The following is a 25,921-nucleotide window of genomic DNA, read 5'->3' on the forward strand; positions in this document are numbered from 1 at the left end:
CCATCAAGTACATTGAGTTTATTAAGCCGCCCGAGACTGCCGGTTCACCTAAGCCCCCTCTGCCCGATGCTGCCTACCTATTTTGCGCCCCACCCGGCGCTGCTGGAGTACATCGACAGCGTTTTTGTGCTCGATTTTGACTTCACAGCGGGTAGTGGCTTATCGCCCATCTACCCGTTTATGCCCACGCACAATCGGTTTTTATGTTTTTACCTGCAAGACCAGGTGCAGGTAAAAAAGCAATGGGATAGCGATTTTACCACCCGCGCCCGGTCCATCATCATCGGGCCGCAGCTCACGCCCGTAACCCTTAACCTGGGCCAGCATCACCAGGCCGTAGTAGTGAACCTGAAGCCCGCCGGCATGTACCGGCTGCTGGGCATTCCGATGACCGAACTAGTTGATTGTGATTATGATGCGCGCCTGGTAATGGGCCCCGAGATTGACGAGCTGCTCGACCGCCTGCACGACGGCCGCACCCCCGCCGAGCGCAACGCCACTACCCAGCGCTACCTGCTGGGCAAGCTGGCGCAACTCAAGCCGCTGCTGCCCTTCGACCTGGCCATGCTGCGCCAGGTGCGGGCCAGCGGCAACCTGCCCATCGAGCGCGTAGCCGCCGACGCCTGCCTGAGCGTGCGGCAGTTCGAGCGCAAGTCATATGAGCGGCTGGGCCTCTCGCCCAAGGTATATAGCCGCATGATTCGGTTTTCGCACGCTTATAAATACAAGGAAAGCGCGCCGCATACCTCCTGGACGGAAATTGCCCACCGCTGCGGCTACTTCGACCAGATGCACTTTATCCGCGATTTCAAGGCCTTCGCCGGCTTTGCGCCGGGCCTGCTGAAGGAGGCCGAAATTGAACATTCGGTACTTTTTCGCAAGATGGAAGACTTGGCGATTTCGTTCTGAGCGGTACCGACAGCAGCGGCCGCCGCCGGCTCTAGCTTACCCGGTACTCCAAGCACTCCTGGCAAAGTGGCTAATAAAGCGCCACCATTGCCTGCACATATATTTGCAAGTAAACACGTTGAGTACCCTGTCTTTCCTACCTCAATCAAGGCTAGGACTTGCGCGAAACGGCCTTACTTGTAAATATCGAAGCGCGTGAGCGGCACCCGGCCGAAGCTTTTGGCAGTGGTGGCCGCGGTGGTGCCGTGCGCGGGGTCGAGGGCCTGGAACCGCTCGCTGCCGTCGCGGTGCAGCAGCCAGGTACGGCCGGCCGGGTCGTACCTGAACGTCACGTAGCGCGTCCAGCGCTGGGCGCTGCCGCCGTAGTGCTCCACCGTGAAGTAGCCTTTTTTGATGGTCAGGCCCACAAACGGGTCGCCCATCATGCCGCCGCAGTCGATGCAGTACACGGCATTGTCGGTGCGGGCAGCCAGGGTGTAGGTGCCGCCCGTGCCGCCCACAAACACCAGTAGCGGCCGCTTGGTGGGGTGGTCTGCCACATCGGAGGTCTTTTGCTCATTGGGCTTGTTCAGCACCACCAGCCAGTCGGGCAGTGCGTCGCGGTTCAGGTCGCCCTGCGCGGCATCGAGCACGGCGTAGCCGGCCGGCAGCGCGCGGCGAATGGCGGCGGGCAGCGGTGGCACCGGGGCGCGCGGCGCTTGGGAAGGGCTGGCAAGCAGCAGCCAGCTCAAACAGCAGAAAATCAGTTCCACAAGAGGTAATACGCGTGTGATTAAAGCTAAAACCGTGCGGCCGACCAACCTGGAAACCGCTCTGGCTGCATGAGGGCTGCATGCTGGCACCGCCGCCGTGGGCTCCAGCCGATGAAGGACAAAACAAAGCGCACTGGCCCTTACAAGACAAAATCGGCATCAACCATCCGAATGCTGTGGGAGCCGCGCTCGGGGTAGTGGTGGGAGGAGCCCAGGTGCCTGGCCTGGCCACCGTGAGCGGCCAGGCACGCAAGTACGGCCGGGGTGAGGGCAGCAGTGTTGGTATAGCGCAGGGGCTGGCCCCCCACGCCCTGGCGGCCATTACCAAAAAACACTATCAGGTTGGTTTGGAACGATATTCTATGGTCGAAATAATACAGCGCATTGAGGGCAAATTGCCCGCATAGCGCATCGAGCGCGGTCAGAAAATCAGCTTGGCGGGCCAGCGGCAGGTGGCAGTCGAGGCGCAGCAGCGCTACCCCGGCCCTGTGCAGCCGCGGCGCGGTGCTCACGGCTTGCAGCAGGCCGCAGCCGGAGCGATAGGGCGGCGTGGGGTCGTGCGGCACGGCTAGGCGCAGCAGCGGCGTATCGGCGGGCAGCAGCTCGGTGGTGGGCGTGGCTTGCTGCTGGCGCAGTACCTTTTCCAGCTCGCCAGCCACGTGAAAGGCGTAGTCGGGCAGGGCGTAGTCGCCCAGGGCGAGGCGTAGCAGGGGGCCGTGCACCTTCCCGAAGAGGTACCCGCCGGGGTAGCGGGCGGCCACGGCGCGCACTTCGGCCAGCAGGGCGGCGGGGGCGGGGGAGCGCACGGTGGCCGTTAGCTCGGCGGGGCCGTCGGCGTGCCCGCCCAAACCCGGCCGGAAGGCAAAGAAGTCAAACTGATACAGGCCTTCCGGAAAGCCGTAGTACCAATAGACACCGAGGAGCATAAGCGCGGGGAAATAACTAGTTGCCCCGCCTGGTACGCGCGCGGGCCAGCCCGCGTTGGCGGGCCAGTGACCTTGCCGGCCGCTGCGGGGTAAAGCCGCAGGAAGCATCCACCGCTTTTCGTATTTTCGTACGGGCTCAGGGTCGCCAGCGGCCCAGCTGTTTCCTCCCTGGCTATGCCCGTTGACCCCACACCCGCCCACACTGAGCAAGAGCTGCTGGAGCGCTACGCCGCCCTGGCCTACGACCGGCAAACCGACCTGCACGAAGTCATTGGCGACAATGACTGGAACGCCGATATGAACCTCGGTACCATCTCCTTTGGTCCTCAGCTGGTTTTTCCAATCCAGGTGCTGGGCACGTTCTCGCACGTAGCTGAAACGTGGCTGTGGGCCTGGGCCGATGCGCAATCCAACCTGCCGCCGCAGCTGCTGAGCCAGGCTCAGCAGCTGCGGGAATATGGGGAGCAGCACGGCATTGAGCTGCTCACGGCCCCTGATTTTGATGCGACCACGCAGGATTTGCATGTTATCGGCTCCATTGCCTCGGGCATGTTTGGGGCCAGCGGCTACTATCTGGCCAACTACGGCCAGGGCACGCTGGTGGTGACCATCAAAAGCGAGCAGATTGACTAGGTGTCCAAAAATGACTTCGCCCGCACTACGTCCACATTCTCTCAAGTCATTTCCGTGTATGAGATGCGCCACCGGCCGGCCTTCCTCCATTACCTCACCCAGAAGGGCTATTCGGCCACCGAAACCGCCGACACGGTAAGCGCGGCCGTGGACTCCGGCACGCTCACCGCTACCTTCAATGACCTCGGCCGGATGACCAGTCTAAAAGGTAACAATAATAGTTAATTTGTTGAATTACAATTAATTAACTATCTATTACCGCGGCTAGTTGCACTAAAGCTTGCGCCCCGGATGGCGGCCCAGTCCCGCCGCCCGGAGTAGCAATACTGGCGAGGTGCGGCCCAGCTGCACATAGCTTTCGGAGCTACTCACAGCCACTGCGTTAGCCGAAGAATATATTCCGACCGCCCCCACCAAAAAGGAGTTGTGCGGGGGTTCAGCGGGCCAGCTGCCGCAGGATGGTTTGGTCGGTAATCTTATCATCGTCCAGCAGCAGCAGGGCTTTACTGAGGATGATGGACAGCACGGCATCGCCTTCGAAGGGCAGAAATACGCCGCTCTCGTCCACAGCCTTGGCCGAGTTGTCGGGCACAATGCAGAGGTACTGGTCGTTGGGCTCCATCAAAATATTGCCGCTGCCGAGGTGGATTTTATAAGTGCGCAGCTTACCCTGCACCACCAAAAACTTGTCGGTAAGGGTGCTGGCTTTGCCGATTTTGAGGCGGGGTACCAGGCGCGCCAGGGCCAGCCGGCGGGTTTTGGCCACCTCGCTCAGGTCGCCGAAGCTGTAGTTTTCCCAGTAGTGGTGAAACTGAGCCAGGCCGCCGTTGTCGCGCCACTGCGGGTCGTTGCCCACGCTGGCCACGCCCACAAACAGGTCCACATCGCGCATCACCTCCGAAAAAACCAGCGGCGGCACCTCGGGCAGCGGCACCGGTTCGCCTGCGCGCACGAAGCGCACCTGGTCGGTGCGCACGTAGTGGTAGATGCCGGCGTCGCTCCACTCGTCTTCGGCGTTCACGGCGCTCACCCAGTACTCGGCCGCGAGGCCATGGGCGGGCAGGGGCAGGCGGGCCGCTTCGGCGTCGTGGCCCGCGCTCTGCACCTTCAGCGCTTGGTAGCGCCAGCCGCGCAGCTTGGCTAAAGCATTGAATTGCTGTTGTTTAAGCACGTGCGCCGCCATGCGGTTGGAGTAAGTGCGGGTGCGCTCCTCAGGCGGTGTGAGCAGGTACACTTCCCGAAAGGCCTGCTTGATGGGCTGCCGCAGCTGCTGCGCTTCGAGCAGCTTGCGCCAGGCCAGCACCTCAGCGGCCGGCACCAGCACGGGGTGCCAAAGCTGGAGCTGGGTATCGGCCGCGGGCGGGGGCACGGGCTGGCCGTGGGCATTCTGCCAGCCCTGGCCCAGGCACAGGGCATCCTGAAACGTACCACCGGGCCGGTGCAGCCGCCAGATGAGCGGGCGGGCCAGCTCGCTCAGCAGCCCGTGGGCGACGTAGTACTGCGCGAACCACGACCAGGCAATGCGACGCTCCTCTACAAAGCTGCGGTTGAGGCGATTGCGCTGGGCGGCATAGGTTTGCTGAGCCTGGGCTTGGGCGGTTTTCAGCTCCCTTAGCTCATCGGCGTGGGTAGCTTTGAGGGCGGCGGGGGCGCTTTTGAGGAGCGTGCCGGCCTGCTGCCACCGCACTTCGGCCTTGCCCCCGCTTAGGATAAGGGTAGCCAGGTAGTCGCCAAAATCCTCCGTTAGCTGGCCGTTTTCGAGCCCGAAATCCGGGGTGGCCATGTCTTCTATTTCGGCCGGGCTCACGCCCAGCGCTGCCGCCGCCTGGGTGATGTGCCGGGCAATGGCTTCCTGCACGTTGGCCTGGCGGATTTTACGGCGCACCCGCGCCAGCGCAGCCACGCCGGGCAGGCCGTTGTGGGCCAGCGCCAGCAGGCAGGCATTGCCCACGCCAGCGGCCAGCGGCCCCTTACCCGAAATATTGCGGAAGCACTTGGCGGCCAGCGTAGTCAGCAGGTCCAGCAGCGGCGGGTCGGCCAGCGGTTGCAGGGTCCAGATGAGGCCTTTCGCCACGGTGGCATTGGCCTCCAGCACGAAGTCCCAGGTCGAATAGTTGTACAATATGCCGTCGCCGTAGTCGTACACCTGTGGCCGCTCCACCACCAGGATATCGGCCACCAGCTGGAGCCAGGCGCGACCTTGCTCGCGCACGGCACCGGGGCCGATGGCGGTAGTGGCCGCGTTCAACTCCTGGCGCAGCCGGGCGGTGGGCTGGCCGGCGGTGGCTTTGGGCCAGCGTTGCAGCAGGCCCAGCCAGGCAGCGGCGCGCGGGTGGGTGCGGTCGAGGCCCGCCACAAACTGGCTGAGCGCCTGGCCCAGCGGGTCGCCATCGGCAAATACCACCACTGGCAGGTCGTCGGTGCCCGCCACCTGGCCCAGTATTTCCTGGGTTTTGAGGTGAATTTTAACCGGGATACCTGTTCTAACCCCTTTGATAGTGGTGCAGGTATGCAGGTGCGCGAGCAGGGCCAGCAGGGGTTGGCTCAGCGGCGCGCGCCTGGCAACCTTGGCTATCTGGCTGAGCGTGGCCAGGGCGGGGAAGCCGTAAAAATCCGTCGGAATTCCCTGCGTGGCATCAAGGCCGTAGCTGACCAGCAGGCGCAGGTAATCGGCTTCCGTGAGGGTGAGCGTCGTGCGCAGCAGGGCGGCCATCACTTCTGCCAGGTCGTAGCTAAGGCGGTGCTCGCCATGCGCGCTCAAGCGGTTGATAACTGCCGGCAGGGCCAGCACCAGCCGGCTTTGGTAGGCCGCGCTCTGGCTGCGCACCGCCTGGTAGGCCGGCAGGTCGGTGAGCTTGGCCTTGTAGCCTTTGGCCAGCAGCTGCGGCAGCAATTCAGCCAGAATAGGGCGCATTTCTAGTGCTTCGGAACTGGTATCATCCAATACGTCAAGCGGATACGAGGCTTTGGCAGTGGCCATGGCGGCGGGGGGGTCAGATTAATGTGGTCTCTAAGTTGGGGTACGTGCCCCGGTCGGCCGGCTACCCCGCGCTTCAGCCCGCCACGAAGGGCGTGAGCGCCCCCACGTGCGTGAGCGTGAGCTGGTGCATGGCCCGGGTGCACGCCACGTAAAGCAAGCCCCTGTCAACCACCGTATTGTAGGTAGCAGCATCGGCAAAGGGCACGATAACTTCGTCAAATTCGAGGCCCTTTGCCAGGTAGGCCGTGGTGATGAGCACGCCCTCCTTGAATGTGCTGGACTCGGCTGTGAGCAGCTGCGCGCCGGGGGCTTGCAGCGCCCGGTGCAGCGCCGCGGCCTGCCGCTGGGTTTTGCAGATGATGCCCAGCGCGTGCTGCCCAGTGCTGGGAAAGGCCGTAACCAGCTGCTGGATAGCCGCTAGCTCCTCGGCCGGGCTGGCGCAATGCAGCACCAAGGGCGCGCGGCCGTGCCGTTCGAGGGGCAGCAGGTCGGGGTTGGGGGTGATGCGCTGGGCGAAGGTCGTGATTTCGACCGTGGAGCGGTAGCTGCGGTGCAGCTGCACGATTTCGGCCTGCGGAAAAACGCGCTCGATGGTTTCGGCCGAGGACGCGCTGTAGGGGTTAACCGTCTGGTTGACATCGCCCAAAATCGTTTTGCGGCACGAAAACAGGCGGGCCAGCACGGCGTAGTGCACGGGGGTATAGTCCTGCATTTCGTCCACCACCAGGTGCTTCACGTGCTCGTAGGCGCTGAGGCCCTCCAGGCGCAGGCGCAGGTAAATGAGGGCAAAAACGTCGGCGTATTCCAGGTTCCGACTCTGCGGGTCGTACTGAAACAGCTCGGGCCGGCCCTGCCAGCGGTAAAAATCGCGGTAGAGGTCCAGTACCTGCGTAAACTTGAACATGCGCGGAATGGCCTCGCCAATGATAGATTTCTCTTCGCCGGTAAGCTTGCGCTGGGTGGCATCGCGCACGTAGGTGCGCACATCCTGGGCCACCAGCGGCGCGCGCTTTAGCAGCGGCACCCGGTGGTAGGCCTTAAACCGACCCAGGATAAACGCCTGGGGCAAGACCAGCCGGCCTAAACGCAAGTCCTTACTAATGAAGTAGTTATTCTCCACGTGCAGCAGGTACTGATTCAGCTGGCGCAGAAACTCGCCCGACGACTTGAACCGGATGCGCTCGATAAACGCGGGGTCGGGGGTTTCGAGCAGCGCGGCCACCTGCTCGAAAAAGGTTTGGAACGGTTGCTGGGAGCCGAGCAAATCGGCGGCCAGCTCCTCCATGCCCAGCTCCGGAATGTGCTCCTCGCCCAGCTCGGGCAGCACGTTGGAGATGTAGTCGGCAAAGACCTTGTTGGGCGAGATGATGAGGACGTCCTTGGCCGTAATCGTGTCGCGGTAGCGGTAGAGCAGAAACGCGATGCGGTGCAGGGCAATCGACGTTTTGCCCGAGCCGGCCACGCCCTGAATCACCATCACGGAGGCAGTTTCGTTGCGAATCACCGCGTTCTGGTCGCGCTGAATGGTGGCCACGATGTTCTTCATCTTATCGTCCGACGACTTGGCCAGCTCGCGCTGCAACACGTCGTCGTGGATGTTGACGTCGTTTTCGAGCACAAATTCCAGCTGGCCATCGCGGATGCGGTACTGCCGCTTGAGGCCGATGGTGCCCTCCACGCGGCCGGCCGGGGTGGTGTAGGCGGCCTCGCCCAGCTCATAGTCGTAGAACATGGACGAGATGGGCGCCCGCCAATCGTAGATTAAATTCTGGCGCTGCTGCTCGTCCATAAACGAGTACACGCCGATGTATATCGGCAGGCTGGCCTGGCCCTGGGCAGCAAAATCGAGGCGGCCAAAGTAGGGCGACTGCCCCAGCTTAAGCAGCCGGCGCTTGCGGGCCACGGCGGCCTCGCCCGTGAAGGCCATGCGGTTGATGGACTGGTCGGCGGCCACCATGTCGGCATCGTCCATGCCCGACTGGTTCTCGTGGATGTACTGCTTTTTCTCGCGCAGCTCGTTGGAAAACTGCTTCACGGCGTCGTCGCCGCGCCGGATGGCGAGGGTCAGCTTCTCCTTAATTTCTTCTAGGTAGGCTCTTTCGGCTTGTTCCAGTGTGCTCATCCCGGGGGTAGGGTTTGGGTAGTGGGCCGCAAAGGTGCGGGCAAATACTGGTCTGGGACGTACGGCCGCCCTTCGCGGGCACCCCGAACAATGTCGCATTTATACTATCCGCCAAGACTCCGTGCCGATACTTTTGGGCCATAGTTCGCTCACTCCTCTCTGCTATTCTCATGAAAGCTTTCTTGCTTACTTTCAGCGCCTTAGCGCTGCTAACCACCCCCGCGGCCGCGCAGCTGGCCACCACTGCCAAGCGCCCAGCCGTGGTAGCCAGCAGCACCCCCACCGCCGACGAGCAGCTGTTTACCGGCCTCGTTGAGCAGCTGGGCACCGCTATTCAAAAGCACGACATGGCGGCCATGGCCGGTTACATGGCCCCCGAATACGTGCACTACAACCCCAGCAACAGCAGCGGCAACCGCACCGAAGAGCTGGCTTACCTCGATAAATGGGGCCCCACTACCGTGAAGCTGGTAGGCCCCGTGAAGGTGAACCGCTACGGCAACGCGGCCGTGACGGTATCGACCAGCAACTTTAGCGGCGTGGAAAACGGCAAGGCCTTCAGCAACACCATGCAGATGATGATAGCCTGGGTGCTGCGCGATGGCAAGTGGCAGATGGCCGTGGTGCAGTCGAAAATGCTGCCCGCTTAACCAGGCTCTTTGACACACAGTATGTAGATAAAATACTGTGCGTCAATATTTTACCTACCTACTCGCTCTACCTTATGAAAACTACTTGGTTGACACTGCTGGCCCTGGCGGGGCCGGCAACCGCGTGCCCCGCGCAGGCCCAGGGCGTGCCGGCCACGCCAGTGCGGCCCGTTACGGACACCTATTTTGGCCGGCCCGTGGTGGATAACTACCGCTGGCTGGCAGACACCAAAATCCCCGGAACGCTGGCCTGGCTCAAGGCCCCGTCAACGCCTCGAGTTTGGCACCGTGAAGGGCTCGGCCCAATGCGCCGGCCTCTACGAAATGGACGCCTTCCAGCACGTGCGGGCGGGCACCAACTACCCGGCCGTGCTCTGCGTAGGCGGCATGAACGACCCGCGCTTGATTGTGTGGCCGCCCGGCAAGTTTGCCGCCGCGCTGCAAGCCGCCAGCACCTCGGGCAAGCCCGTGCTGCTGCAAGCCAACTACGGCAACGGCCACTTTACCGAAGACAAGCAGGTGGCTTTCCGCAACTTCGCCACCATGTACGCCTTCGCCCTGTGGCAAGCCGGACACCCTGATTTTCAGCCCGCTACGCAAGCCATGAAATAGGGCTTACCGGTCCTGCTGCCGGGCGGAGTTCCAGCCGGCTCAGGGCTGCGCCAACTGCTCGCCGGCCCGCACGGCCACCGTGAGGCGGTTGTCGGCGGGCGGCTTGGGGCAGCTATACTCGTGGTTATAAGCGCAAAAAGGGCTGTAGGCTGTGTTAAAATCGAGGGTGATTTCGGTGGCATCGGGCGCGGGCAGCGGCAGGTCGATATAGCGGCCGCCGGCGTAGGTCTGCTGGCCGTTGGTGGGGTCGGTGAAGGGCAGAAACAGCTCGTTCGTGCTGCCCTGCTTTTGCAGCAGCACCAGCTTTTGGACCTGGCCGCCCAGCTCAAACTCGGCGGTGCCCCAGCGCACGTAGGCATCGGCCGAGCCGCGGGTGAGGGCCAGCGGCAGCGGGGCCAGCACGGCCGCCCGCGCCAGGCGCGCCACCACGCGGTAGGCGGCATCGGGCCCGTAGTAGCGCAGCCCCGCAAACGCCGCCCGCTGCCCCGCCAGAATGGGCGAGGTATCGGCCGTGCGAAAAGCGGCGTCCTTCTGCTGCCGCGCCTGGCGCACCTGGGCCAGATAGGCCGGGTCGGGGGCGCTGGCGGGTTGGGCCGCGGGCTGGGTATCTGACCAACTATAGAAGAGCAGGGCCAACACCGCCAGCAAGCCCAAAGGCAACAAAATTTTACGCATAGTGCAATGTAGCGTAAGCTTCAGCTTGCGAGCGAGCGCCAGCGAGCAGGCATAACCGCGCCGATTGGCAGTAATGTAGCGTAAGCTTCAGCTTGCGAGCGAGCGCCAGCGAGCAGGCATAACTGCGCCAACCGGCCCAACCGCAAGCTGCTCGCTGGCGCTCGCTCGCAAGCTAAAGCTTACGCTACAGCATACCCTCGTCGGCGAAGCTGTAGTAGCCATTGTCGGTATAAATGAGGTGGTCGAGGATGGGCAGGTCGAGAAAATTACCGGCTTCCTTGAGCTTTTTGGTGAGGGAGATATCGGCGCCGCTGGGCTGGCGGTTGCCGCTGGGGTGGTTGTGCACCAGAATAATGCTACTGGCCAGGTTTTCGAGGGCGTGCTTGAAAATGAGCTTGGGGTCGGCCACGGTGCCGGCCACGCCGCCGCTGCTGATTTTTTCCTGCCGCATCACCACGTTGGCCCGGTTGAGCAAAATCACCCAAAACTCCTCGTGGGGAAGGTCTTGCAGCGCCGGCCGCACCAGCTGGTAAATATCGCGCGAGCTGGCGATGGTGGTGCGCCGGCCCGCGCCCTGCTCCTTGCGGCGGCGGCCCAGCTCCAGGGCCGCCACCACGGCAATGGCCTTGGCCGGCCCCACGCCGGGGTGGCGACACAATTGCTTGATGCTGAGGCGCGCCAGCTCATTGAGGTCATTATCAACGGCTTGCAGCATCAGCATGCCCACATCGACGGCCGTGAGCTTGGTGGTGCCCGAGCCCAGCAGAATGGCAATCAGCTCGGCGTCGGAGAGGGCGGCGCGGCCCTTCTGCACCATTTTTTCGCGGGGGCGGTCTTCCTCGGCCCAGCTTTTGATGCCGAAGCTGGCGGGCGGGGTGTAGGGCGCGGCGGCGGGCAAGTCGTCGTCGTTATCGGGGGGCAGCGGGGCAGCAGAAAGCATTAGGGGGCTGAATTATAGCGGCAATGTAAAATAAAACCGTCGGCTGCCCGTCAGCCCGGCCGGCCGCCGCGCCTCGCCAAACCTAAAGCGAGGGCCGGCCGTTTGGCTTTTCGTATGCAGAACCGACTTGTTTTCTGGGCAATATTCTTGCTGATAATCGCGGCCGAGGCCTACGGCTTCGTGGCCGTGCGCACGGCCCTCAACCTCACTTCGCTAGCCGCCCGGCGCGGCTTTGCGCTCAGCTACTGGGCCCTCACGCTGGGGCTGTGGGCGCTGTGCTTCTGGGCGGCCGCTACCCGCCACGATGGCGCCATCGAGCTCAAGAGCTACCTGCTGGGCGTGCCGCTGGTGCTGCTGGCTGCCAAGCTGATAGTCGTTTTTCCGATGCTATTCGAAGACCTGACCCGGCTGGCGCGCTGGGCGGCGCGGGGCTTTGCCAGCGATGCGGCGGCCGGGCCGGGGGCCACGCCGCTCACGCGCAGCCAGTTTATCAGCCGGCTGGCGCTGGGGCTGGGCGCGGTGCCACTACTGGCGCTCATCTGGGGCATGGTGAAGGGGAAAACCGACTACCAGGTGCGCCGCGTAGTACTGCGCTACCCCAATTTGCCGGCCTCGTTCGATGGGTTTAAAATTCTGCAAATCTCTGACTTGCACACGGGCTCCTTCAACGGCAACACCGAGCCCATGCGCCGCGCCGTGGCCATTATCAATGCCCAGAAAGCCGACCTCATCGTGATGACCGGCGACCTCGTGAACGACCGCGCCCCCGAAGTGGAGCCGCACATCGAGGCGCTGGCGGGCATCGTATCGGAGCTGCCCATTTTCTCCATCCTCGGCAACCACGACTACGGCGACTACGTGCAGTGGCCCAGCCCGGAGGCCAAGCGCGAAAACCTGCAACGCCTGGCCCGCAACCACGCCAAAATAGGCTGGCGGCTGCTGCTCGATGAAAGCCACACCATCCGGCGCGGCACCGACGAGCTGGCCGTGCTGGGCGTGCAAAACTGGAGCGCCCACCGCAACTTTCCCAAGCACGGCAACCTGGCCCGGGCCCACGCCGCCAGCGGCCAAGCCCCGTTCAAGCTGCTACTCTCGCACGACCCTTCGCACTGGGAAGCGCAGGTGCTTGATTACCAAGATGTTGACCTTACACTCAGTGGCCACACCCACGGCATGCAATTCGGCGTGAACCTGCCGGGCCTCAAGTGGAGCCCCGTGCAGTACTCCTACCCGCAGTGGGCCGGCCTGTATGAGCAAGGTCGCCAAAAGCTGTACGTGAACGTGGGCCTGGGCTACCTCGGCTTCCCCGGCCGGGTGGGCTTTTTGCCCGAGATAACGCTGCTGGAGCTGCGCCGGGCGTAGGCCGGGCGGGGCGCGGGCAAAACAAGGCGGGCCCAGCCCCCAAACCACCGCTCACCAAGGGCCCGGGCCAGCGCAGGGCGCCGCCGGCAGCAGGGCCGCCCGCCCGCCCACCAGGCGGCAAAAACTCGCCGTTAGTCTGCAAAAAACCCGCGTCTGCAACGGCGCGGGTTTTTTTTGCCTCATTTGGTGGCAGCTTTGTAGGGAAGTTGCGTTAAATGAGTTGTGTTTTTACCGGTAGCCCCTTTGTTTTTTAAACGCATTCTGCTGTTTGTCAGCCTCTTATTCCTGTTTGCCCTGGCGACTACGCGGGCGTGGGCGCAGGCCGGCAGCCCCTCGCCCACGGTGCGGGTGAGCGGCACGGTTTCGGCGGCGGCGAGCAAGCAGGGCATTGCAGGGGCTACGGTACTGGTAGAGCGCACGCGCCGCGGGGTGGCGGCGGGGGTTGAAGGCGATTTTTTCATCATCGCCCTGCCCACCGACACGCTGCTCTTCCGGGCGGTGGGCTACAAGCCGCACCGCGTGGTGCTGGGCGGCACCACGCTCTCGCAGCTGGTGGTGCAGGTGAAGCTCGACCGCGATTCGGTGCAGCTGGGCGAGGTGCGCGTCACGGCCGACCGGCCCGACCGCGCGGCCATCAACCGGGCGCTGCGCAACATGAAACGCCCCGTGCAGCCGGTAGCCAAAATCCCCAAGAAAGGCCCCAAGCCCAAACCCCTCTTCGCCGTGGACTCCACCGCCCCCAAGGCTGAGGCCCCCACCATCAGCGGCTCCAATGTGGACTGGCTCTACGACCAGTTTTCGCGCCAGGGCAAGGAGCGCCGCAAAGTGCAGGAGCTGGAAGCCCGCGATGCCGCCGAAAAAGCCCGGCAAAAACGCGCCGAGTACAACAAGGCCTTCCGCGACAACCGCGGCTATGAGTAGGCTTTGTTTGGATAATGGGGTGATGGGTGATGAGTAAAAGAGCGTCGTGCTGAACGCAGGGAATCATCTCGTGCGGGACAGTAATCAAACCCGTTGAACAGTTGAGTTAGCACCCCACGCGAAATGCTTTCCTGCGTTCAGCACGACGCTCCTTTTGCATATTTCTCCTTGCATTTTTGCTCATTGCGCCCTGTTAATTATTCATTGCTGTAAACGCGCAGCCTCATTCCGGCGTAAGCATTAGGGAATGAAAATTGGATATCCCTGCGTGAATGAAACGCTGCCGTGCAGTGCGGCCAGCACGTTTCGACTGGCCTCCTACTCGCCCGAGCGTCTGGAGGCGACGGTGGCCGCCAACCTGGCTTGCCTGCGGCAGATACTGGAGTGGAACGTGGCCCACGGGCTACTATTTTTCCGCATTGGCTCGGACGTGGTGCCGTTTGGCTCGCACGAGGTCAATACGTTTCCGTGGCAGGAGCGCTTCGCGGCTGATTTTGAGGCTATTGGCGCGTACGTGCGGCAGCACGGGCTGCGCATCTCGTTTCACCCCGACCAGTTTGTGGTGCTCAACTCGCCCGACCCCGCCATTGTGCGTCGCAGCGTGGAGGAGCTGGTGTACCAAGGCGCAATGCTCGATTTGATGGGGCTCGACTCGACGGCTAAGTTGCAAATCCACGCCGGCGGAGCCTACGGCGACAAGCCCGCGGCCCTGGCCCGCTGGGCTGAAACCTTCCGCACGCTGGTGCCCGAAGCCGTGAAAACCCGCTTGGTGGTGGAGAACGACGACCGCCTCTACAGCCTGCGCGAGTGCCTGGGCCTGCACGAGGTAACGGGCGTGCCCATCCTGTTCGACAACTTCCACCACGAGTGCCTCAACCACGGCGAGCCCATGCGCGAGGCCCTGCGCCTGGCCGCCGCCACCTGGCACCCCACCCGCGACGGCGTGCTGATGATGGACTACAGTTCGCAGGCCCCCGACGAGCGCAAAGGCAAGCATACCGACACCCTGATACCCGAATTATTCGAAAGCTTCCTCACCGACCTCGACGGGCTGGACGTGGATATGATGCTCGAAATCAAGGACAAGGAGGCCAGCGCCGTGCGCGCCGCCCAGCTGCTGCGCGGCCGCGGCCTGCTGCCGCCCATGCCGGCCGGCTACGCGCCCCCGGCATTTGAGCCCCGCCCAGCTAGCCCGGTCACGCCGCCCAAAAAGCGCATTACCAAACCTAAAGCCTAACCGGCTGCTTAGTTTTTCTTTTCTTACCCTTTCTTTTTTCCGATGAATGACCTTCTGCACGCGACCCTCTCGGGGTTGCAAAACGGCCTGACCAGCCTGCCCCTTGGCTCGGCCATGGATAACACCGAAACCTGGCAGCAGCAGTTTCTGCAAAGCGGCCAGCCCGAGTTTCAGGACATTGCCCGCGAAATGGGCAACCTGCAATCGCTGCTTACCAGCGGCAGCCTGAGCGCTACGGCCATCGGCAACTCGCTGGCCATGCTGGGCGACCAAACCAGCCAGGCCAGCCAGCACGCCCCCGCCGATATCAAGGACGACCTGCTGAAGCTGGCCGACACCCTGCGCCGCCACGGCCACGAGCTGCTGGCCCACGCTGCCAAGTAAGCGCCCCACCAAGCACCAACCTAAAAAGGCCGGCCTTCTTTAAGAGAAGGCCGGCCTTTTTACTAACTATTTATTATACAATTAGTTAGCTAAGCTTACGGCTGCGGGCGGCGCTGGTTAACGTTGCTGGAGCTAGAGGCCCGCGTAGGTACTATATCGCTCGACTGTCGCCGGCGCTGCTGCGGAATGAGACCTTGCTCGCGCACGTCGGGCACCGCCGTGGGCGACTGCTCGGGCGTGGCCGCCACGGGCACCCGGCCGTCGGACATGCGGCTGGGCAGGGCATCGTAGCTGCTGGTGGTACGCTGCACCTGCGATGGCCCCTGGATGGTGCTCTGGTTAAGCGCCGGGTTGAGGGGCGGCACCGAGGTTTGGTTTTGGCTGCCGCCGCGCATGGGTGCGGTGGCATCGAAGGGCACCGTTTGGGCGTGCAGCGCGGTGGCCGATAACGCACTGACTACGAGTATAAGTAAGCGTTTCATGGCGAAGATAAAAATAAATGATGACAAGAAAAAAAGCTGGCCGCTCCCAGGGAACAGCCAGCTTTAAGCCTTACGATAGTGGTTGCCAAAAGGCTACTACATCGTGGTTTTGTTCATCGTGCCATCGGCCGATTTGGTCTTCATTTTCGAACCCTTGTTCATGCGGCGGTTGCTGCGCATGGTACCTTTGTCGTTCATGGTACCGGGGGTCATGGTACCGGGGGTCATGGTACCGTTATCCATCGTACCGGTGCTGGTACCGGGGGTCATGGTACCGTTATTCATGGTGCCGGGGGCCATGGTACCCGTAGCGGGGGTGGTCATGGTGCCGGTACCCGTGGTCGAAGGCGTGGTGGTAGGTACAGTCTGGGCCGAAGCAGCGGTAGCACAAAGGGCGAAGGCGGCGGCAAGGAAAAGGGAGGTGGCTTTCATGGTCAGGGGATAGTAAGGTTTAGACTAAATAGCTGGATAGCCTGGCCTTGTACGCAACACCCGCCCCTAGTTGTTGCCTGATTATCAAGAGATTTACACAAACGCGGCGCCCAATCCCAACCATATTCATCAGTTACTCACTAACCCTTAATGACTTACTAGCACATAAGTCAGAAGTTATAATTTTTAAAAAATTACTGCTATTACGCCAACTACCAAGCGCTCAGCTAGTAAACAGCATCCCATCAGGCCTACTGGTTAGCTAATCTTCTCACAATCAGTTTGCTGCATTTTGCAATCACCTGCCGTTGGCGGCGCGCCACCAACGGCAGGTGGTCTTTCTGAGCGCAACGCAGTGGAGCGCGGATGGCCCATATAACCACCCAGTTGCTAACCGCCCTGCTTACTGCCGCCGCCGCCCTTGGTATCGTCATTGTTGATGCTCTTGCGCTGCTTGGTTTGGCTGCCCTGGCCAAAGCGGTAGCTGAAATTGAAGCGGAAGGCGCGCTGGTAGGAGCGGTTTTCGGTGCGCTCGTCGAAGGCCAGCGTGGTGGTGGTGGAGCGGTAGGGCCAGTAGGCGTTGAAGGGGCTGGCGATGTTGAGGCTGAGGTCGGCCTTTTCCTTGAGGAAGGTCTTTTTCACGCCCATCTGGTAGTAAAGGTTGGCCGAGCCGGTGCCCTGGATTTCGGGCGTGGGCAGCGAGGCGTACGTGAAGCCTTGCAGCGTGAGGCCCTTGTCGAACTTATAGGAGGCGTTGACGTTGATGCCCGCCGTGAAGCCCCGGCGCTCGACGTTGAGAAACGGGCTGCGGCGCACGATGTACTGCACATCGGGGCCGGCGCTGAGGTCCATTTTGGCCAGCGGCTTGGCCGAGAGGAACACGTTGAACTGGTAGAAGGTATTGGCCGCCACGTTGGCGAAGGTTTGGGCCGTAATGCTGGGGTCGCTGGGCACGCCGGCGGGCAGCGGCACGCTGGGGTTAGTGGTGGCAAAGCGAATTTGCTCAATGGCGTTGCCGGTGTGGCGCACCGAGGCCGCGGCATTAATAGTGGTAGTCTTGATGGCCGTGCTGTAACTCAGCTCGTACGAGTCGGTTAGCTCGGGGTCGAGGTTGGGGTTGCCGTAGGTGATGTTCTTGGCATCGGAGCGGTCCACGAAGGGGTTGAGGTAGTCGATAAACGGCCGGGTGATGCGGCGGCTGTAGGCAAAGCGCAGGCTGTTGGCGTCGGTGAAGGCGTAGCGGGCGCTGCCGTTGGGCAGCAGCGTGAGGTAGCTGCGCGGCTCAAACGGCGTGGGCGTGGCCCGAAACTCGGCCGCGATGGCCGTGCGCTCCAGGCGGGTGCCGAGGTTGGCGGTAAACTTCTTGCCCACGCCCAGCGAGTAGATGCCGTAGGCCGCCTGCACATCCTGCGAGTAGCTGAAATCGGTGGCGCGCCCGGCCAGCGGCGCAAAGTCGGGGGCCAGGGCCGGCGTGAGGCCATCGACGGTAGCCACGGAGCCCGTGCGCCGAAAAATGGCTTTGAGGCCCACTTCCAGGGCGTTTTTATCGCCGAAGGGCTGGGTGAAATCGGTTTGGAACGTGACCTCGTGGCCGGGGGTGCGGCCGCGGCTGCGCTCGCGGTAGCTGGCCTGGTTGGTTTCGAGGGCCACCAGCGAGTTGTTGTACTGGTCGAAATCGTAGCCGTAGGTGCCGTTGTTGAGCGCGTACTGGGCCAGCGTGCTCCACTCCTTGCGGGCCGTGGCGAAGGTGCGGGTGTAGGTGCCGGTGGCCTCCACGTTGAGCCCGCTAAACAGGTTCTTGGTGTCGCGCAAAAAGAGCTGGTTGGCGGCCGGGTTGAACGAGGTGTAGCGGTTGAGCAGGTTCTGGGTGCTGTTGCCGCCGTAGCCGTTCACCGAGCCGGCCAGCGAAAGCGTGTGGTGCTCGGCGGGGTCGTAGTCGAGGCCCACCGTGCCGTAGTACCAGGCGCCCTTATCGTAAGTGTTACCGCGCTGGCGCAGCGTGTCGGTCCCCAACGCGCTGAAGCCCCGCCGGTCGCGGCTAAAGTCGCCGGGCCGGTACCAGGCCCCCGCGCTGGCCGAGGAGGTGAAGCCCACCTTGCCCTTCTTAAAATTGAGCGACGAGTTGAAGTTGCTGTTGCGGTTGCCGCTGCTGGCTCCCACGCGGCCGTTCAGGCCCTGGTCTACCCCTTTCTTAAGCACGATATTGATGATGCCGGCCGTGCCTTCACCATCGTATTTGGCTGATGGCGTGGTGATTATCTCCACGCTCTGAATCTGCTCGGCCGGAATACTCTTGAGGGCTTCGGCCAGGTTGCGGGCCAGCGTGGGCGAGGGCTTATTGTTGACCAATACCTTGAAATTGCTGGAGCCCCGCATTTTCACGTTGCCGTCGCCATCCACGGCCAGCAGCGGGGCCTTGCGCAGCACGTCCTGGGCGGTGCCGCCGGCGTTGCTCACGTCCTGGTCGGCATTGTACACGAGGCGGTCGGCGCGCACCTCCACCACCGGCTTGCTGCCGATAATGATGGCCTCGCCCAGCGCCTGGGCCGTGGTGGGCAGCTGAAAATTGCTCACCGCCGTGGTGCCCGTGCCCACCACTACGGTGCGGGTGCGGGTGCCGTAGCCCACGTAGCTGGCCCGCAGCCGGAAGGTGCCGGCCGCCAGCTTGGTAAGGCTGAACTTGCCCTGGTCGTCGGCGGCCACGCCGGTAAGGGCTTTGTCGCCGGTAGCCGGCAGCAGCACCACCGTGGCGTAGGCCACCGGCTGGCGGCTTAGCGAGTCGAGCACCGTGCCGGTGAGCGCGCCCGTGGCGGCGGGGGCCGCCGTAGCCGGCGCTTGCGCCGCTGCGGGCCGGGCCGCTACTAGCAACAGCAGAAAAGAGAGTAGCAGTTGAGTACTTGTTTTCATAAATAAATAATTCGGCAGCACGGGTATGCTGCCAGAGATGCCGCTAAGGGCTGATTGGTTGCTTGCCCGGCCAATAGTTTTGAGCCCGCGCAGCCCAGCTACCGCGCGTCGGCCCCAAACGTTACCGCGCCGGGCGGCGCGGGGCATTACCTTATTGTGTTGCATGGCCTGGGGCACTAATTAGAAGGAGCACAAAGGTGCCTGCCTACCCTGGGCCCGGCGCTCCAGACTATGCGTTGGCCCGCCCCAACTTATGATTTGGGACGCACTACCTCGCCGGGGGCCTGGCCGGTGAGCTTCTTGAACACGCGGTTAAACGTTGATTTAGAGTTGAATCCGCTTTCCAGGGCCACGCCTACCAGCGAGTAGTGGGCAAAGCGCGCATCGGCCAGCTTACGGCGCGCCTCCTGCACCCGGTAGGTATTCACGAAGTCGTTGAAGTTCTGCCCGCAGCCCGCATTAATGACCTTGGAGAGCAGCCCGGGGTTGGTGCGCAGGCGCTGGGCCAGCTCAGTAAGGGTGAGCTCGGGCTCCAGCCAGGGCTGCTCGGCGGCCATGAGGGCCAGCAGCTTATTACGCCAGGCCAGCAGCTCGGGTGGCAGGCTGGGCAAGCCGGGCGGCGTGGGCGGCGCAGCACCAGCTGGCGTTTCCGCGGGCTCGGCTGCTACTATACCGTTCCTTATTACCGCGGGGGGCGCCTCAAGTTGGGCCGGGCCGGCGGTGGTTTCCAACGGCACCAGCGCCGCGCTGGGCCCGTCGGGCTGGGCATCGGGGTCGAAGCGCAGGGGGCTGCTGGCCGCCGCGTAGTTGGCCTGAATGCCCACGGCAATGAGGCCGTAGATGAACAGGCCGCGCAGGGCAAAGTAATTCCAGGCCTCCGTGTAGCCGAAATCAAACACCTGGTCCAGCACTTCAAACAACAGGCTCAGGCCCAGGCTGCCCACCTGCAACAGCAGCAGCTGCCGAAACCCGGCAAAGCGCAGGCGCTCGGGGTCAGAGAAGTTATCGTCGAGGTAGCGGGTGTAGCGGCGATAATCTACCAGCACCCACCAGCAGTACACGGGCAGCAGCACGTAGAGCACGTAGCCCACCGGCCGGTTGAGGCCGTCGAGCAGCTCGGCCACGGGCCCCTTGGTACCAAAGTGGTAGGGCAGCGCCCGCCCGCGCAGGCCCCGCCACCAACCCAGGTCGTAGGCCAGGGCCACCCCAAAAAAGGCCACCTTCAGCAGGCCCGGCCCCAGGTGCCACCAGGCGCGGGGCCCCAGCCGAAACTCCTGGCTGGTGAGGCTGCGGAAGTAGAAGTAATAGGCCGGGCCCAGCAGCAGGTTGAGCTGCCAGGGCACGTAGAACATGGCCGTGGAGTAGCCGTCGTGGCTGTCGTACCAGCCCGCAAAGCCCAGCATCCACTGCACAATGGTGAGCGTGGGCAGCACAATGAGCAGCGCCAGCAGGGCATCGGGCCAGGTGCCGCGCCTGGCTGCCCGCGCCAGCAGCCAGGCCGTGGCTACTATACCCGGCACCACAAACGGCAACAGCAGGGCGCTACGGGGACCAAACTGGAACAACATGGCCACAAAAGTACGCCGCGCCTACCCAGGCTTTCCGACTATATTCGCTTAGCTTTGGGCTACCCCGCCCCGCTTTTTCTGGCCCCCATGCACATCCTGCGCCACGTTGACCTCACCCGCATTTTCTTCGTCGATATTGAGACCGTGCCCGGCCACGCTACCCACGCCGAGCTGCCCGAAACCCACCAGCCGCTGTGGCAAAAATTCTGCGATAAGCGCCACGCCAAGGAGCTGGCCGAGGGCCAGACGCACGCCGAGCTGTTCCGCAACGGCGGCCTCTACGCCGAGTTTGGCAAGGTGGTGTGCATTTCGGTGGGCTACTTCCGGCCGCTGAAGGACGAGACGCTGGAATTCCGCACCAAGTCGTTTGCCGCCGACGACGAGTGCGAGGTGCTGCGCAGCTTCGGGCAGTTTTTGGCGCGCTACGCACCCTACGGCCCCGCCCGCTACGCCAAGCTCGACACGGCCACCCCCGACGGCAGCTTTCTGTGCGCCCACAACGGCCGCGAGTTCGACTACGGCTACCTGGGCCGGCGCCTGCTCATTTGCGGGCAGCCCATTCCGCCCATGCTCGACGTGGCCGGCCACAAGCCCTGGGACCTGCCCCACCTGCTCGACACCATGGACCTCTGGAAATTTGGCGATAACAAGGGCCACATCTCGCTGCCGCTGCTAGCCGGCGTTTTCGGCATCCCATCGCCGAAGGACGATATCGACGGCTCGCAGGTGGGGCACACCTACTGGGTCGAGAAAAATTTGCAGCGAATCGTTACGTACTGCGAAAAAGACGTTATCGCCACGGCCCGCGTGTACTTGCACTACGCTGGGCTAAAGGAGCTGTGGCCCGAAGTGCAGCTCACGCAAACGCCCTGGCTAAACACCCAAAGCACTGTTGCACCAGTCTAACGGCTGCTTATCCACCAGCCCGCTGGCCTACTACCGCCTGAGCCAGGAAGAGGGGCCGTGCGCCACGCCCACTGCGTGGCGCGGTGAGCCTACAAGGCAGCATTTGCTGCATTAAATAAGCCGGGGGCGGCGGCGCGGCGGCGGGGTAACCCCAACTGCCACGCCGCTGCCCCCGGCTTGCCTACAAGCTCTGCTATAGGCACTTAACCAGCGTCTTATGGTGCATAACTTGCGATAATGCCTGAAAAGCAGTTGCTTTGCTTAGGCATTTCACAGGGAAAGCCAACCACAGGGAGCATGAATACGCCTTTTTTTCGTTGGCTGCCGCTGCTGGGACTGCTGCTCTTTGCCGGGCTGGTGGTGGGGCTGGTGCGGCCGCCGCGCCCGGTGCCGGCCACTGCGCCAGCCACCGAGTTTTCGGCCGCCCGCGCCCTGGCCGATGTGGCCGTGGTGGCCCGCCAGCCCCACCCGCTCGGCTCGCCGGCCCAGGCGGCCGTGCGCGACTACCTGCTGCGCCGCTGCCGGGCGCTGGGCGTAGCCGCTACCGTGCAGGATACCAGTCTTTTAGTAGCTGACCACGGCCAGGTTACGGCCGCCCGCATCCAGAATGTGGTGGCCCGCTTGCCGGGCCGGCAGCCGGGCGGCAAGGCCGTGCTGGTGCTGGCCCACTACGACTCGCAGCCCCACACGCCCGGGGCCGGCGACGATGGCGCGGGCGTGGCGGCCATGCTCGAAACCCTGCGGGCGCTGCGGGCCGGCCCACCACTGGCCAACGACGTTATCTGGCTGTTCAGCGATGGCGAGGAGGCCGGCTTGCTGGGGGCCCGCGCCTTCGCCGCCGACACGGCCCGCCTGCGCCGCGCGGTGGGCGTAGCCCTCAACTTCGAGGGCCGGGGCAACGCCGGGCCCAGCCTCACCTTCGAGGTAAGCCCCAATAATGGCTGGGTGATGCGCGAATACGCCCAGGCCGCGCCCGCGCCCATCGCGTCGTCGCTGTTTTACGAAGCCTACCGGCACTTGCCCAATAATACCGACTTCACGCCGCTGCGCCAGGCCGGCCTCACGGGGCTCAACTTCGCCTTTGTGGCCGGCTACCCCTTTTACCACAGCCCGGCCGACACGCCCGGCCACCTCAGCCTGGGCTCGCTGCAACACCACGGCTCCGCCATGCTAAGCCTGGTGCGGCACTTCAGCAGCATTTCGCTGGCTCACACCAAGGGCCCCGACGAAACATTTTTCAACCCCCTGGGCACCTGGTTGGTGCACTACCCGGCCAGCTGGAACCTGGGCATTTCGGCCTTCACCATCCTGTTGCTAATCAGCGTTTTAGCATTGGCTAACTTTCGGAGTAGCCTGGGCTGGGGCAGCTTGCTGGGCGGGGCGCTGGCCTGGCTGGGCGGGCTGCTGCTGCTGCTGGCGGCGGGCTGGGGCCTGCTGGCGCTGGTAGCCGCCGCCTACCCGCAGTACGGCGCGTTCTACGACCGGGCGGCCTACAACGCGCCGGCCTACCAGGTGGCGCTGCTGGCGCTGGGCGGGGCCATTTTTACCGCCTACTACGGCTGGCTGAGTCGCTACCTGCGGCCCGGCGCGCAGGCGGGTGGGGCCCTGCTGGTGGTGGCGCTGCTACTAGGCCTGCTGCAATGGCGGGCCGCCTCGTCGGCTTTTTTGCTGAGCTTACCGCTGCTGGCGGCTACGCTGGCCTGGGCTCTGCGGCTGTGCCAAACGGTTAGCCAGGCCCGGCCCCAGGCCCCGAATCTGGTGGGGTGGCTGCTGGCGCTGCCGGCCGTGGCGCTGCTGGGCCAGGTACTGTATTTGTTGCTGATACTCTTCGGCTTGAGCCCACTGGTGCTGCTGGCGCTGGCGCTACTGGCTGTGCTACTGGGACTGCTGCTGCCGCTGGTACTACCCTTGGTGAGCTTTCCCACGGCTGGCGGCCGGCAGCCCGCTATCGGCTGGGGCTTGCCGGGCGTAGCGCTGGGGGTGATGGCCGCGGCGCTGGCGGTAGGCCACGCCACCCGCCAGCCCACCGCCGACCAGCCCCAGCAAGCCCACCTCTTCTACGCCCTCGATGCGGCCCGCGGCCAGGCCTACTGGTTATCGGCCGCCCCGCAGCCCAGTGCCTGGACCCGGCGGGTGCTTACGCAGCCGCACTACGGCCCGCTGCCGGCGCTCTTCCCGCAGTCGGCCGCGCCCATCCTCTACCAGGCCGCGCCCCGGCTGGCGCTGGCCGCCCCTACCCTTACTGTGCTGGCCGACAGCATAGTAGCCGGCCGGCGCCAGCTAACGCTTCGCCTGCGGCCCGGCCAGCCCGAGGTCAGCAGCCTGAGCATCGTTATCAGCAATGCGGCCCAGCTGCGGGGCCTGCGGGTGGCCGGCCACCCGCTGCCCGCCGCCAGCCTGCACCCGGCCACCGGCCCGCTCACCGTTTCCTTCTTCGCCCCGCGCCCGGCCGGCGAAATCCTCGTGGTGCGCCTGGCAGGCAAAGGGCCGTTGCAGCTGGCCGTTACCACGCGCCGCCTGGGGCTGCCGGCCGCGCCGGGCCTGCCCCCGCTGCCGGCCACGGTGGTGCCCGCGCCGGGCTACAACAGCTTCACCACCCAAGTGCGGCAGGAATTTGCTCTTTAAATACGTAATGGGCGGGCTCATATAAAACACGCCTGTCATTGCGTTCGCAATGACAGGCGTGTTTTGAGTAAGTACCCTAGCTCCTATTTGCTCAATAACTACTTCATATACTACCAGTTATCGTCCGTCGATTTACCGCTCACGCGCTGCCGGATGGCGCTCACCTGCTGGCGGCCGCTGCGCTGAATGGCGTCGATGGTGGATTGCAGCACCGGCTGCGGGTAGCCGTTGGCGTCGAAGGTGAGGGCGTTGGGGGTCAGGTAGTTCTCAATGGGTGTCACCGCGCCCAGGCCCTTGCCACTGTCGAAGGCAAAATCGGTAATCTGGTAGCGGAAGCGGCCGGGCTTCACCTCAATGGTGATGGTGCGCCAGAGCGGCACCTGCACGTTGGCCCCGAAAAAGTTTTGCATTACCAGCTCGCCGGTTTGGCCCACCAAGCGGCCGCCGGCGGCATCGTCAGTTTGCAGGGACATTTTGGTGGTGCTGGGCGCGTCGGCAAACCATTGCTTGGCGCGCTTATACAGCTCGGCCGAGGACGCGCCGGGCACCTGCACCACCGCTTTGTACGACACCTTGCCGGTGGCCGAGTCGGTGGGCAGCGGGCTCACCCAGCCGCGCAGCTTGGGCAGTTTTACCTGTGCCTGCGCGGGCACCGCGCCCAGCGCCGTGCCTAAGCAAAGCAGTAGCAGAAGAATTCTCATACCCTTGGCTACGCAAAGCCCCTGCCAATAGTTGGTGGCCGGGCCGGGCAGCGGGCCCCCGCACGCAAAAAGGCCGCACCACGGGTGGCACGGCCTTCTACTAGGCGAGCTTTAACGGCTACGCCGCGGCTGCTTAGTTTAGCGAAGCCACGTCAATCACGAAGCGGTACTTCACGTCGCCTTTCAGCATACGCTCGTATGCCTCATTAATGTGCTGAATATCAATCATTTCAATATCCGACATAATATTGTGTTCGGCGCAGAAATCCAGCATTTCCTGCGTTTCGGCGATGCCGCCGATGAGCGAGCCGGCCACGCGGCGGCGCTTGGCAATGAGGTTGAAGGCGTGCAGCTGCGGGGCTTCGGTGGGCACGCCCAGCAAAATCATCGTGCCGTCGAGGCGCAACAGGTTCACGTACGAGCCAAGGTCAATCTGGGCCGAGATGGTGTTGATGATAAAGTCGAAGTAGTTATTTACCGACTTAAACTGGTCCTTGTCCTTGGTTACCACAAACTTGTGGGCACCCAGGGCTTTGGCATCGGCCTCTTTTTCGGGCGAAGTGCTGAGCACCGTTACTTCGGCCCCGAGGGCTACGGCAAACTTCACGGCCATGTGGCCGAGGCCGCCCAGGCCCATTACGGCCACGCGGTGGCCGGCACCCACTTTCCACTGGCGCAGGGGCGAGTAGGTGGTGATGCCTGCGCACAGCAGCGGGGCCACGCGGGCCAGGTCGAGCTTCTCGCTCACCCGCAGGGTGTACTTCTCATCAACCACGATGCTTTGCGAGTAGCCGCCGTAGGTAGGCTGGCCGGTGGCAATTTCGCGGCCGTTGTAGGTGCCCACCATGCCGGTGGTTTCGCAGTACTGCTCCAGGCCTTCTTTGCACGATGAGCACTCGCGGCACGAGTCCACCATGCAGCCCACGCCGGCGAGGTCGCCCACTTTGAAGTTCTTTACGTGGTCGCCCACGGCCGACACGCGGCCCACGATTTCGTGGCCGGGTACCATCGGGAAAATCGAGCCGCCCCACTCATCGCGGATTTGGTGCAGGTCGGAGTGGCACACGCCGCAGAACAGGATATCAATTTGCACATCGTGGGCACCGGGGGCGCGGCGCTCCAGCTGGAAAGGCTCAAGGGGAATGCTGGCGGCAGGAGCCGCGTAAGCTTTGGTAGTCGACATTAATCGCTTGGTTT

Annotated in this window: 23 protein-coding genes; 11 read left to right on the plus strand and 12 right to left on the minus strand. The window is 63.6% G+C overall.

Annotation, left to right across the window (positions count from 1 at the left end):
• Window positions 1-66 precede the first annotated feature (66 nt).
• A complete protein-coding gene (locus QMK33_RS10475) occupies window positions 67-909 on the plus strand; it encodes a helix-turn-helix domain-containing protein (protein ID WP_283564535.1) in 843 nt (280 codons plus the stop codon).
• Window positions 910-1,082: 173 nt separating this feature from the next.
• Here the strand turns inward: QMK33_RS10475 and QMK33_RS10480 are convergent, their stop codons facing one another.
• On the minus strand, window positions 1,083-1,640 hold the full coding sequence (locus tag QMK33_RS10480; RefSeq protein ID WP_283564536.1) for a hypothetical protein: 558 nt from the start codon (window positions 1,638-1,640) through the stop codon (window positions 1,083-1,085).
• Window positions 1,641-1,801: 161 nt separating this feature from the next.
• Window positions 1,802-2,587: a hypothetical protein gene (locus QMK33_RS10485; RefSeq protein ID WP_283564537.1), complete on the minus strand. Its 786-nt coding sequence runs from the start codon at window positions 2,585-2,587 to the stop codon at window positions 1,802-1,804.
• A 174-nt stretch (window positions 2,588-2,761) separates the two neighbouring features.
• Here QMK33_RS10485 and QMK33_RS10490 point away from each other — a divergent pair, with 174 nt between their 5' ends.
• Window positions 2,762-3,220 carry a DUF6882 domain-containing protein gene (locus QMK33_RS10490; protein ID WP_283564538.1) on the plus strand — a complete coding sequence of 153 codons (459 nt, stop codon included), beginning with the start codon at window positions 2,762-2,764 and terminating at the stop codon, window positions 3,218-3,220.
• Window positions 3,221-3,445 carry a hypothetical protein gene (locus tag QMK33_RS10495; RefSeq protein ID WP_283564539.1) on the plus strand — a complete coding sequence of 75 codons (225 nt, stop codon included), beginning with the start codon at window positions 3,221-3,223 and terminating at the stop codon, window positions 3,443-3,445.
• A 211-nt stretch (window positions 3,446-3,656) separates the two neighbouring features.
• Here the strand turns inward: QMK33_RS10495 and QMK33_RS10500 are convergent, their stop codons facing one another.
• Both QMK33_RS10500 and QMK33_RS10505 read right to left on the minus strand, forming a co-directional pair.
• On the minus strand, window positions 3,657-6,134 hold the full coding sequence (locus tag QMK33_RS10500) for a DUF4132 domain-containing protein (protein ID WP_283564540.1): 2,478 nt from the start codon (window positions 6,132-6,134) through the stop codon (window positions 3,657-3,659).
• Between the two features lie 139 nt (window positions 6,135-6,273).
• Entirely contained in the window at window positions 6,274-8,322 is a 2,049-nt protein-coding gene (locus QMK33_RS10505; protein ID WP_283564541.1) for a HelD family protein, read from the minus strand.
• Window positions 8,323-8,492: 170 nt separating this feature from the next.
• Here QMK33_RS10505 and QMK33_RS10510 point away from each other — a divergent pair, with 170 nt between their 5' ends.
• Both QMK33_RS10510 and QMK33_RS10515 read left to right on the plus strand, forming a co-directional pair.
• Window positions 8,493-8,972: a nuclear transport factor 2 family protein gene (locus tag QMK33_RS10510; RefSeq protein ID WP_283564542.1), complete on the plus strand. Its 480-nt coding sequence runs from the start codon at window positions 8,493-8,495 to the stop codon at window positions 8,970-8,972.
• A 288-nt stretch (window positions 8,973-9,260) separates the two neighbouring features.
• A complete protein-coding gene (locus tag QMK33_RS10515; RefSeq protein ID WP_283564543.1) occupies window positions 9,261-9,584 on the plus strand; it encodes a prolyl oligopeptidase family serine peptidase in 324 nt (107 codons plus the stop codon).
• Window positions 9,585-9,623: 39 nt separating this feature from the next.
• Here QMK33_RS10515 and QMK33_RS10520 read toward each other — a convergent pair whose 3' ends face one another.
• Window positions 9,624-10,259 carry a DUF1684 domain-containing protein gene (locus tag QMK33_RS10520; protein WP_283564544.1) on the minus strand — a complete coding sequence of 212 codons (636 nt, stop codon included), beginning with the start codon at window positions 10,257-10,259 and terminating at the stop codon, window positions 9,624-9,626.
• 184 nt (window positions 10,260-10,443) lie between these two features.
• The gene (radC, locus tag QMK33_RS10525; protein ID WP_283564545.1) at window positions 10,444-11,199 is read right to left on the minus strand and encodes a RadC family protein; all 756 of its coding nucleotides are present in this window, start codon (window positions 11,197-11,199) and stop codon (window positions 10,444-10,446) included.
• A gap of 114 nt (window positions 11,200-11,313) precedes the next feature.
• On the opposite strand from radC, the gene QMK33_RS10530 reads away from it, so the two are divergent.
• The 4 genes from QMK33_RS10530 to QMK33_RS10545 all read left to right on the plus strand — a co-directional run bounded on the left by QMK33_RS10530 (window position 11,314) and on the right by QMK33_RS10545 (window position 15,103).
• On the plus strand, window positions 11,314-12,561 hold the full coding sequence (locus QMK33_RS10530; protein ID WP_283564546.1) for a metallophosphoesterase: 1,248 nt from the start codon (window positions 11,314-11,316) through the stop codon (window positions 12,559-12,561).
• Between the two features lie 243 nt (window positions 12,562-12,804).
• Window positions 12,805-13,482, plus strand: coding sequence for a carboxypeptidase-like regulatory domain-containing protein (locus QMK33_RS10535; RefSeq protein ID WP_283564547.1), 678 nt, complete (start codon window positions 12,805-12,807; stop codon window positions 13,480-13,482).
• Between the two features lie 247 nt (window positions 13,483-13,729).
• Entirely contained in the window at window positions 13,730-14,719 is a 990-nt protein-coding gene (gene uvsE, locus QMK33_RS10540; protein WP_283564548.1) for a UV DNA damage repair endonuclease UvsE, read from the plus strand.
• Between the two features lie 42 nt (window positions 14,720-14,761).
• The gene (locus QMK33_RS10545; RefSeq protein ID WP_283564549.1) at window positions 14,762-15,103 is read left to right on the plus strand and encodes a hypothetical protein; all 342 of its coding nucleotides are present in this window, start codon (window positions 14,762-14,764) and stop codon (window positions 15,101-15,103) included.
• Between the two features lie 95 nt (window positions 15,104-15,198).
• Here QMK33_RS10545 and QMK33_RS10550 read toward each other — a convergent pair whose 3' ends face one another.
• The 4 genes from QMK33_RS10550 to QMK33_RS10565 form a co-directional block, all read right to left on the minus strand.
• Window positions 15,199-15,585, minus strand: coding sequence for a hypothetical protein (locus tag QMK33_RS10550; protein ID WP_283564550.1), 387 nt, complete (start codon window positions 15,583-15,585; stop codon window positions 15,199-15,201).
• 96 nt (window positions 15,586-15,681) lie between these two features.
• Window positions 15,682-16,017 (minus strand): hypothetical protein, encoded by a 336-nt coding sequence (locus QMK33_RS10555; protein WP_283564551.1) that lies wholly within the window; start codon window positions 16,015-16,017, stop codon window positions 15,682-15,684.
• A 390-nt stretch (window positions 16,018-16,407) separates the two neighbouring features.
• Window positions 16,408-18,924 (minus strand): TonB-dependent receptor, encoded by a 2,517-nt coding sequence (locus QMK33_RS10560; RefSeq protein WP_283564552.1) that lies wholly within the window; start codon window positions 18,922-18,924, stop codon window positions 16,408-16,410.
• 251 nt (window positions 18,925-19,175) lie between these two features.
• Entirely contained in the window at window positions 19,176-20,492 is a 1,317-nt protein-coding gene (locus QMK33_RS10565) for a helix-turn-helix domain-containing protein (RefSeq protein ID WP_283564553.1), read from the minus strand.
• A 54-nt stretch (window positions 20,493-20,546) separates the two neighbouring features.
• On the opposite strand from QMK33_RS10565, the gene QMK33_RS10570 reads away from it, so the two are divergent.
• A complete protein-coding gene (locus QMK33_RS10570; protein ID WP_283564554.1) occupies window positions 20,547-21,398 on the plus strand; it encodes a ribonuclease H-like domain-containing protein in 852 nt (283 codons plus the stop codon).
• Window positions 21,399-21,695: 297 nt separating this feature from the next.
• The gene (locus QMK33_RS10575; protein WP_283564555.1) at window positions 21,696-24,023 is read left to right on the plus strand and encodes a M20/M25/M40 family metallo-hydrolase; all 2,328 of its coding nucleotides are present in this window, start codon (window positions 21,696-21,698) and stop codon (window positions 24,021-24,023) included.
• Between the two features lie 110 nt (window positions 24,024-24,133).
• Here QMK33_RS10575 and QMK33_RS10580 read toward each other — a convergent pair whose 3' ends face one another.
• Window positions 24,134-24,724: a DUF4468 domain-containing protein gene (locus QMK33_RS10580; RefSeq protein WP_283564556.1), complete on the minus strand. Its 591-nt coding sequence runs from the start codon at window positions 24,722-24,724 to the stop codon at window positions 24,134-24,136.
• 133 nt (window positions 24,725-24,857) lie between these two features.
• Window positions 24,858-25,907, minus strand: coding sequence for an NAD(P)-dependent alcohol dehydrogenase (locus QMK33_RS10585; RefSeq protein ID WP_283564557.1), 1,050 nt, complete (start codon window positions 25,905-25,907; stop codon window positions 24,858-24,860).
• Between the last annotated feature and the right edge of the window lie 14 nt (window positions 25,908-25,921).

Origin of the sequence: Hymenobacter sp. H14-R3 (assembly GCF_030063445.1) — a bacterium.
In the GTDB taxonomy this organism is placed as follows: domain Bacteria; phylum Bacteroidota; class Bacteroidia; order Cytophagales; family Hymenobacteraceae; genus Hymenobacter.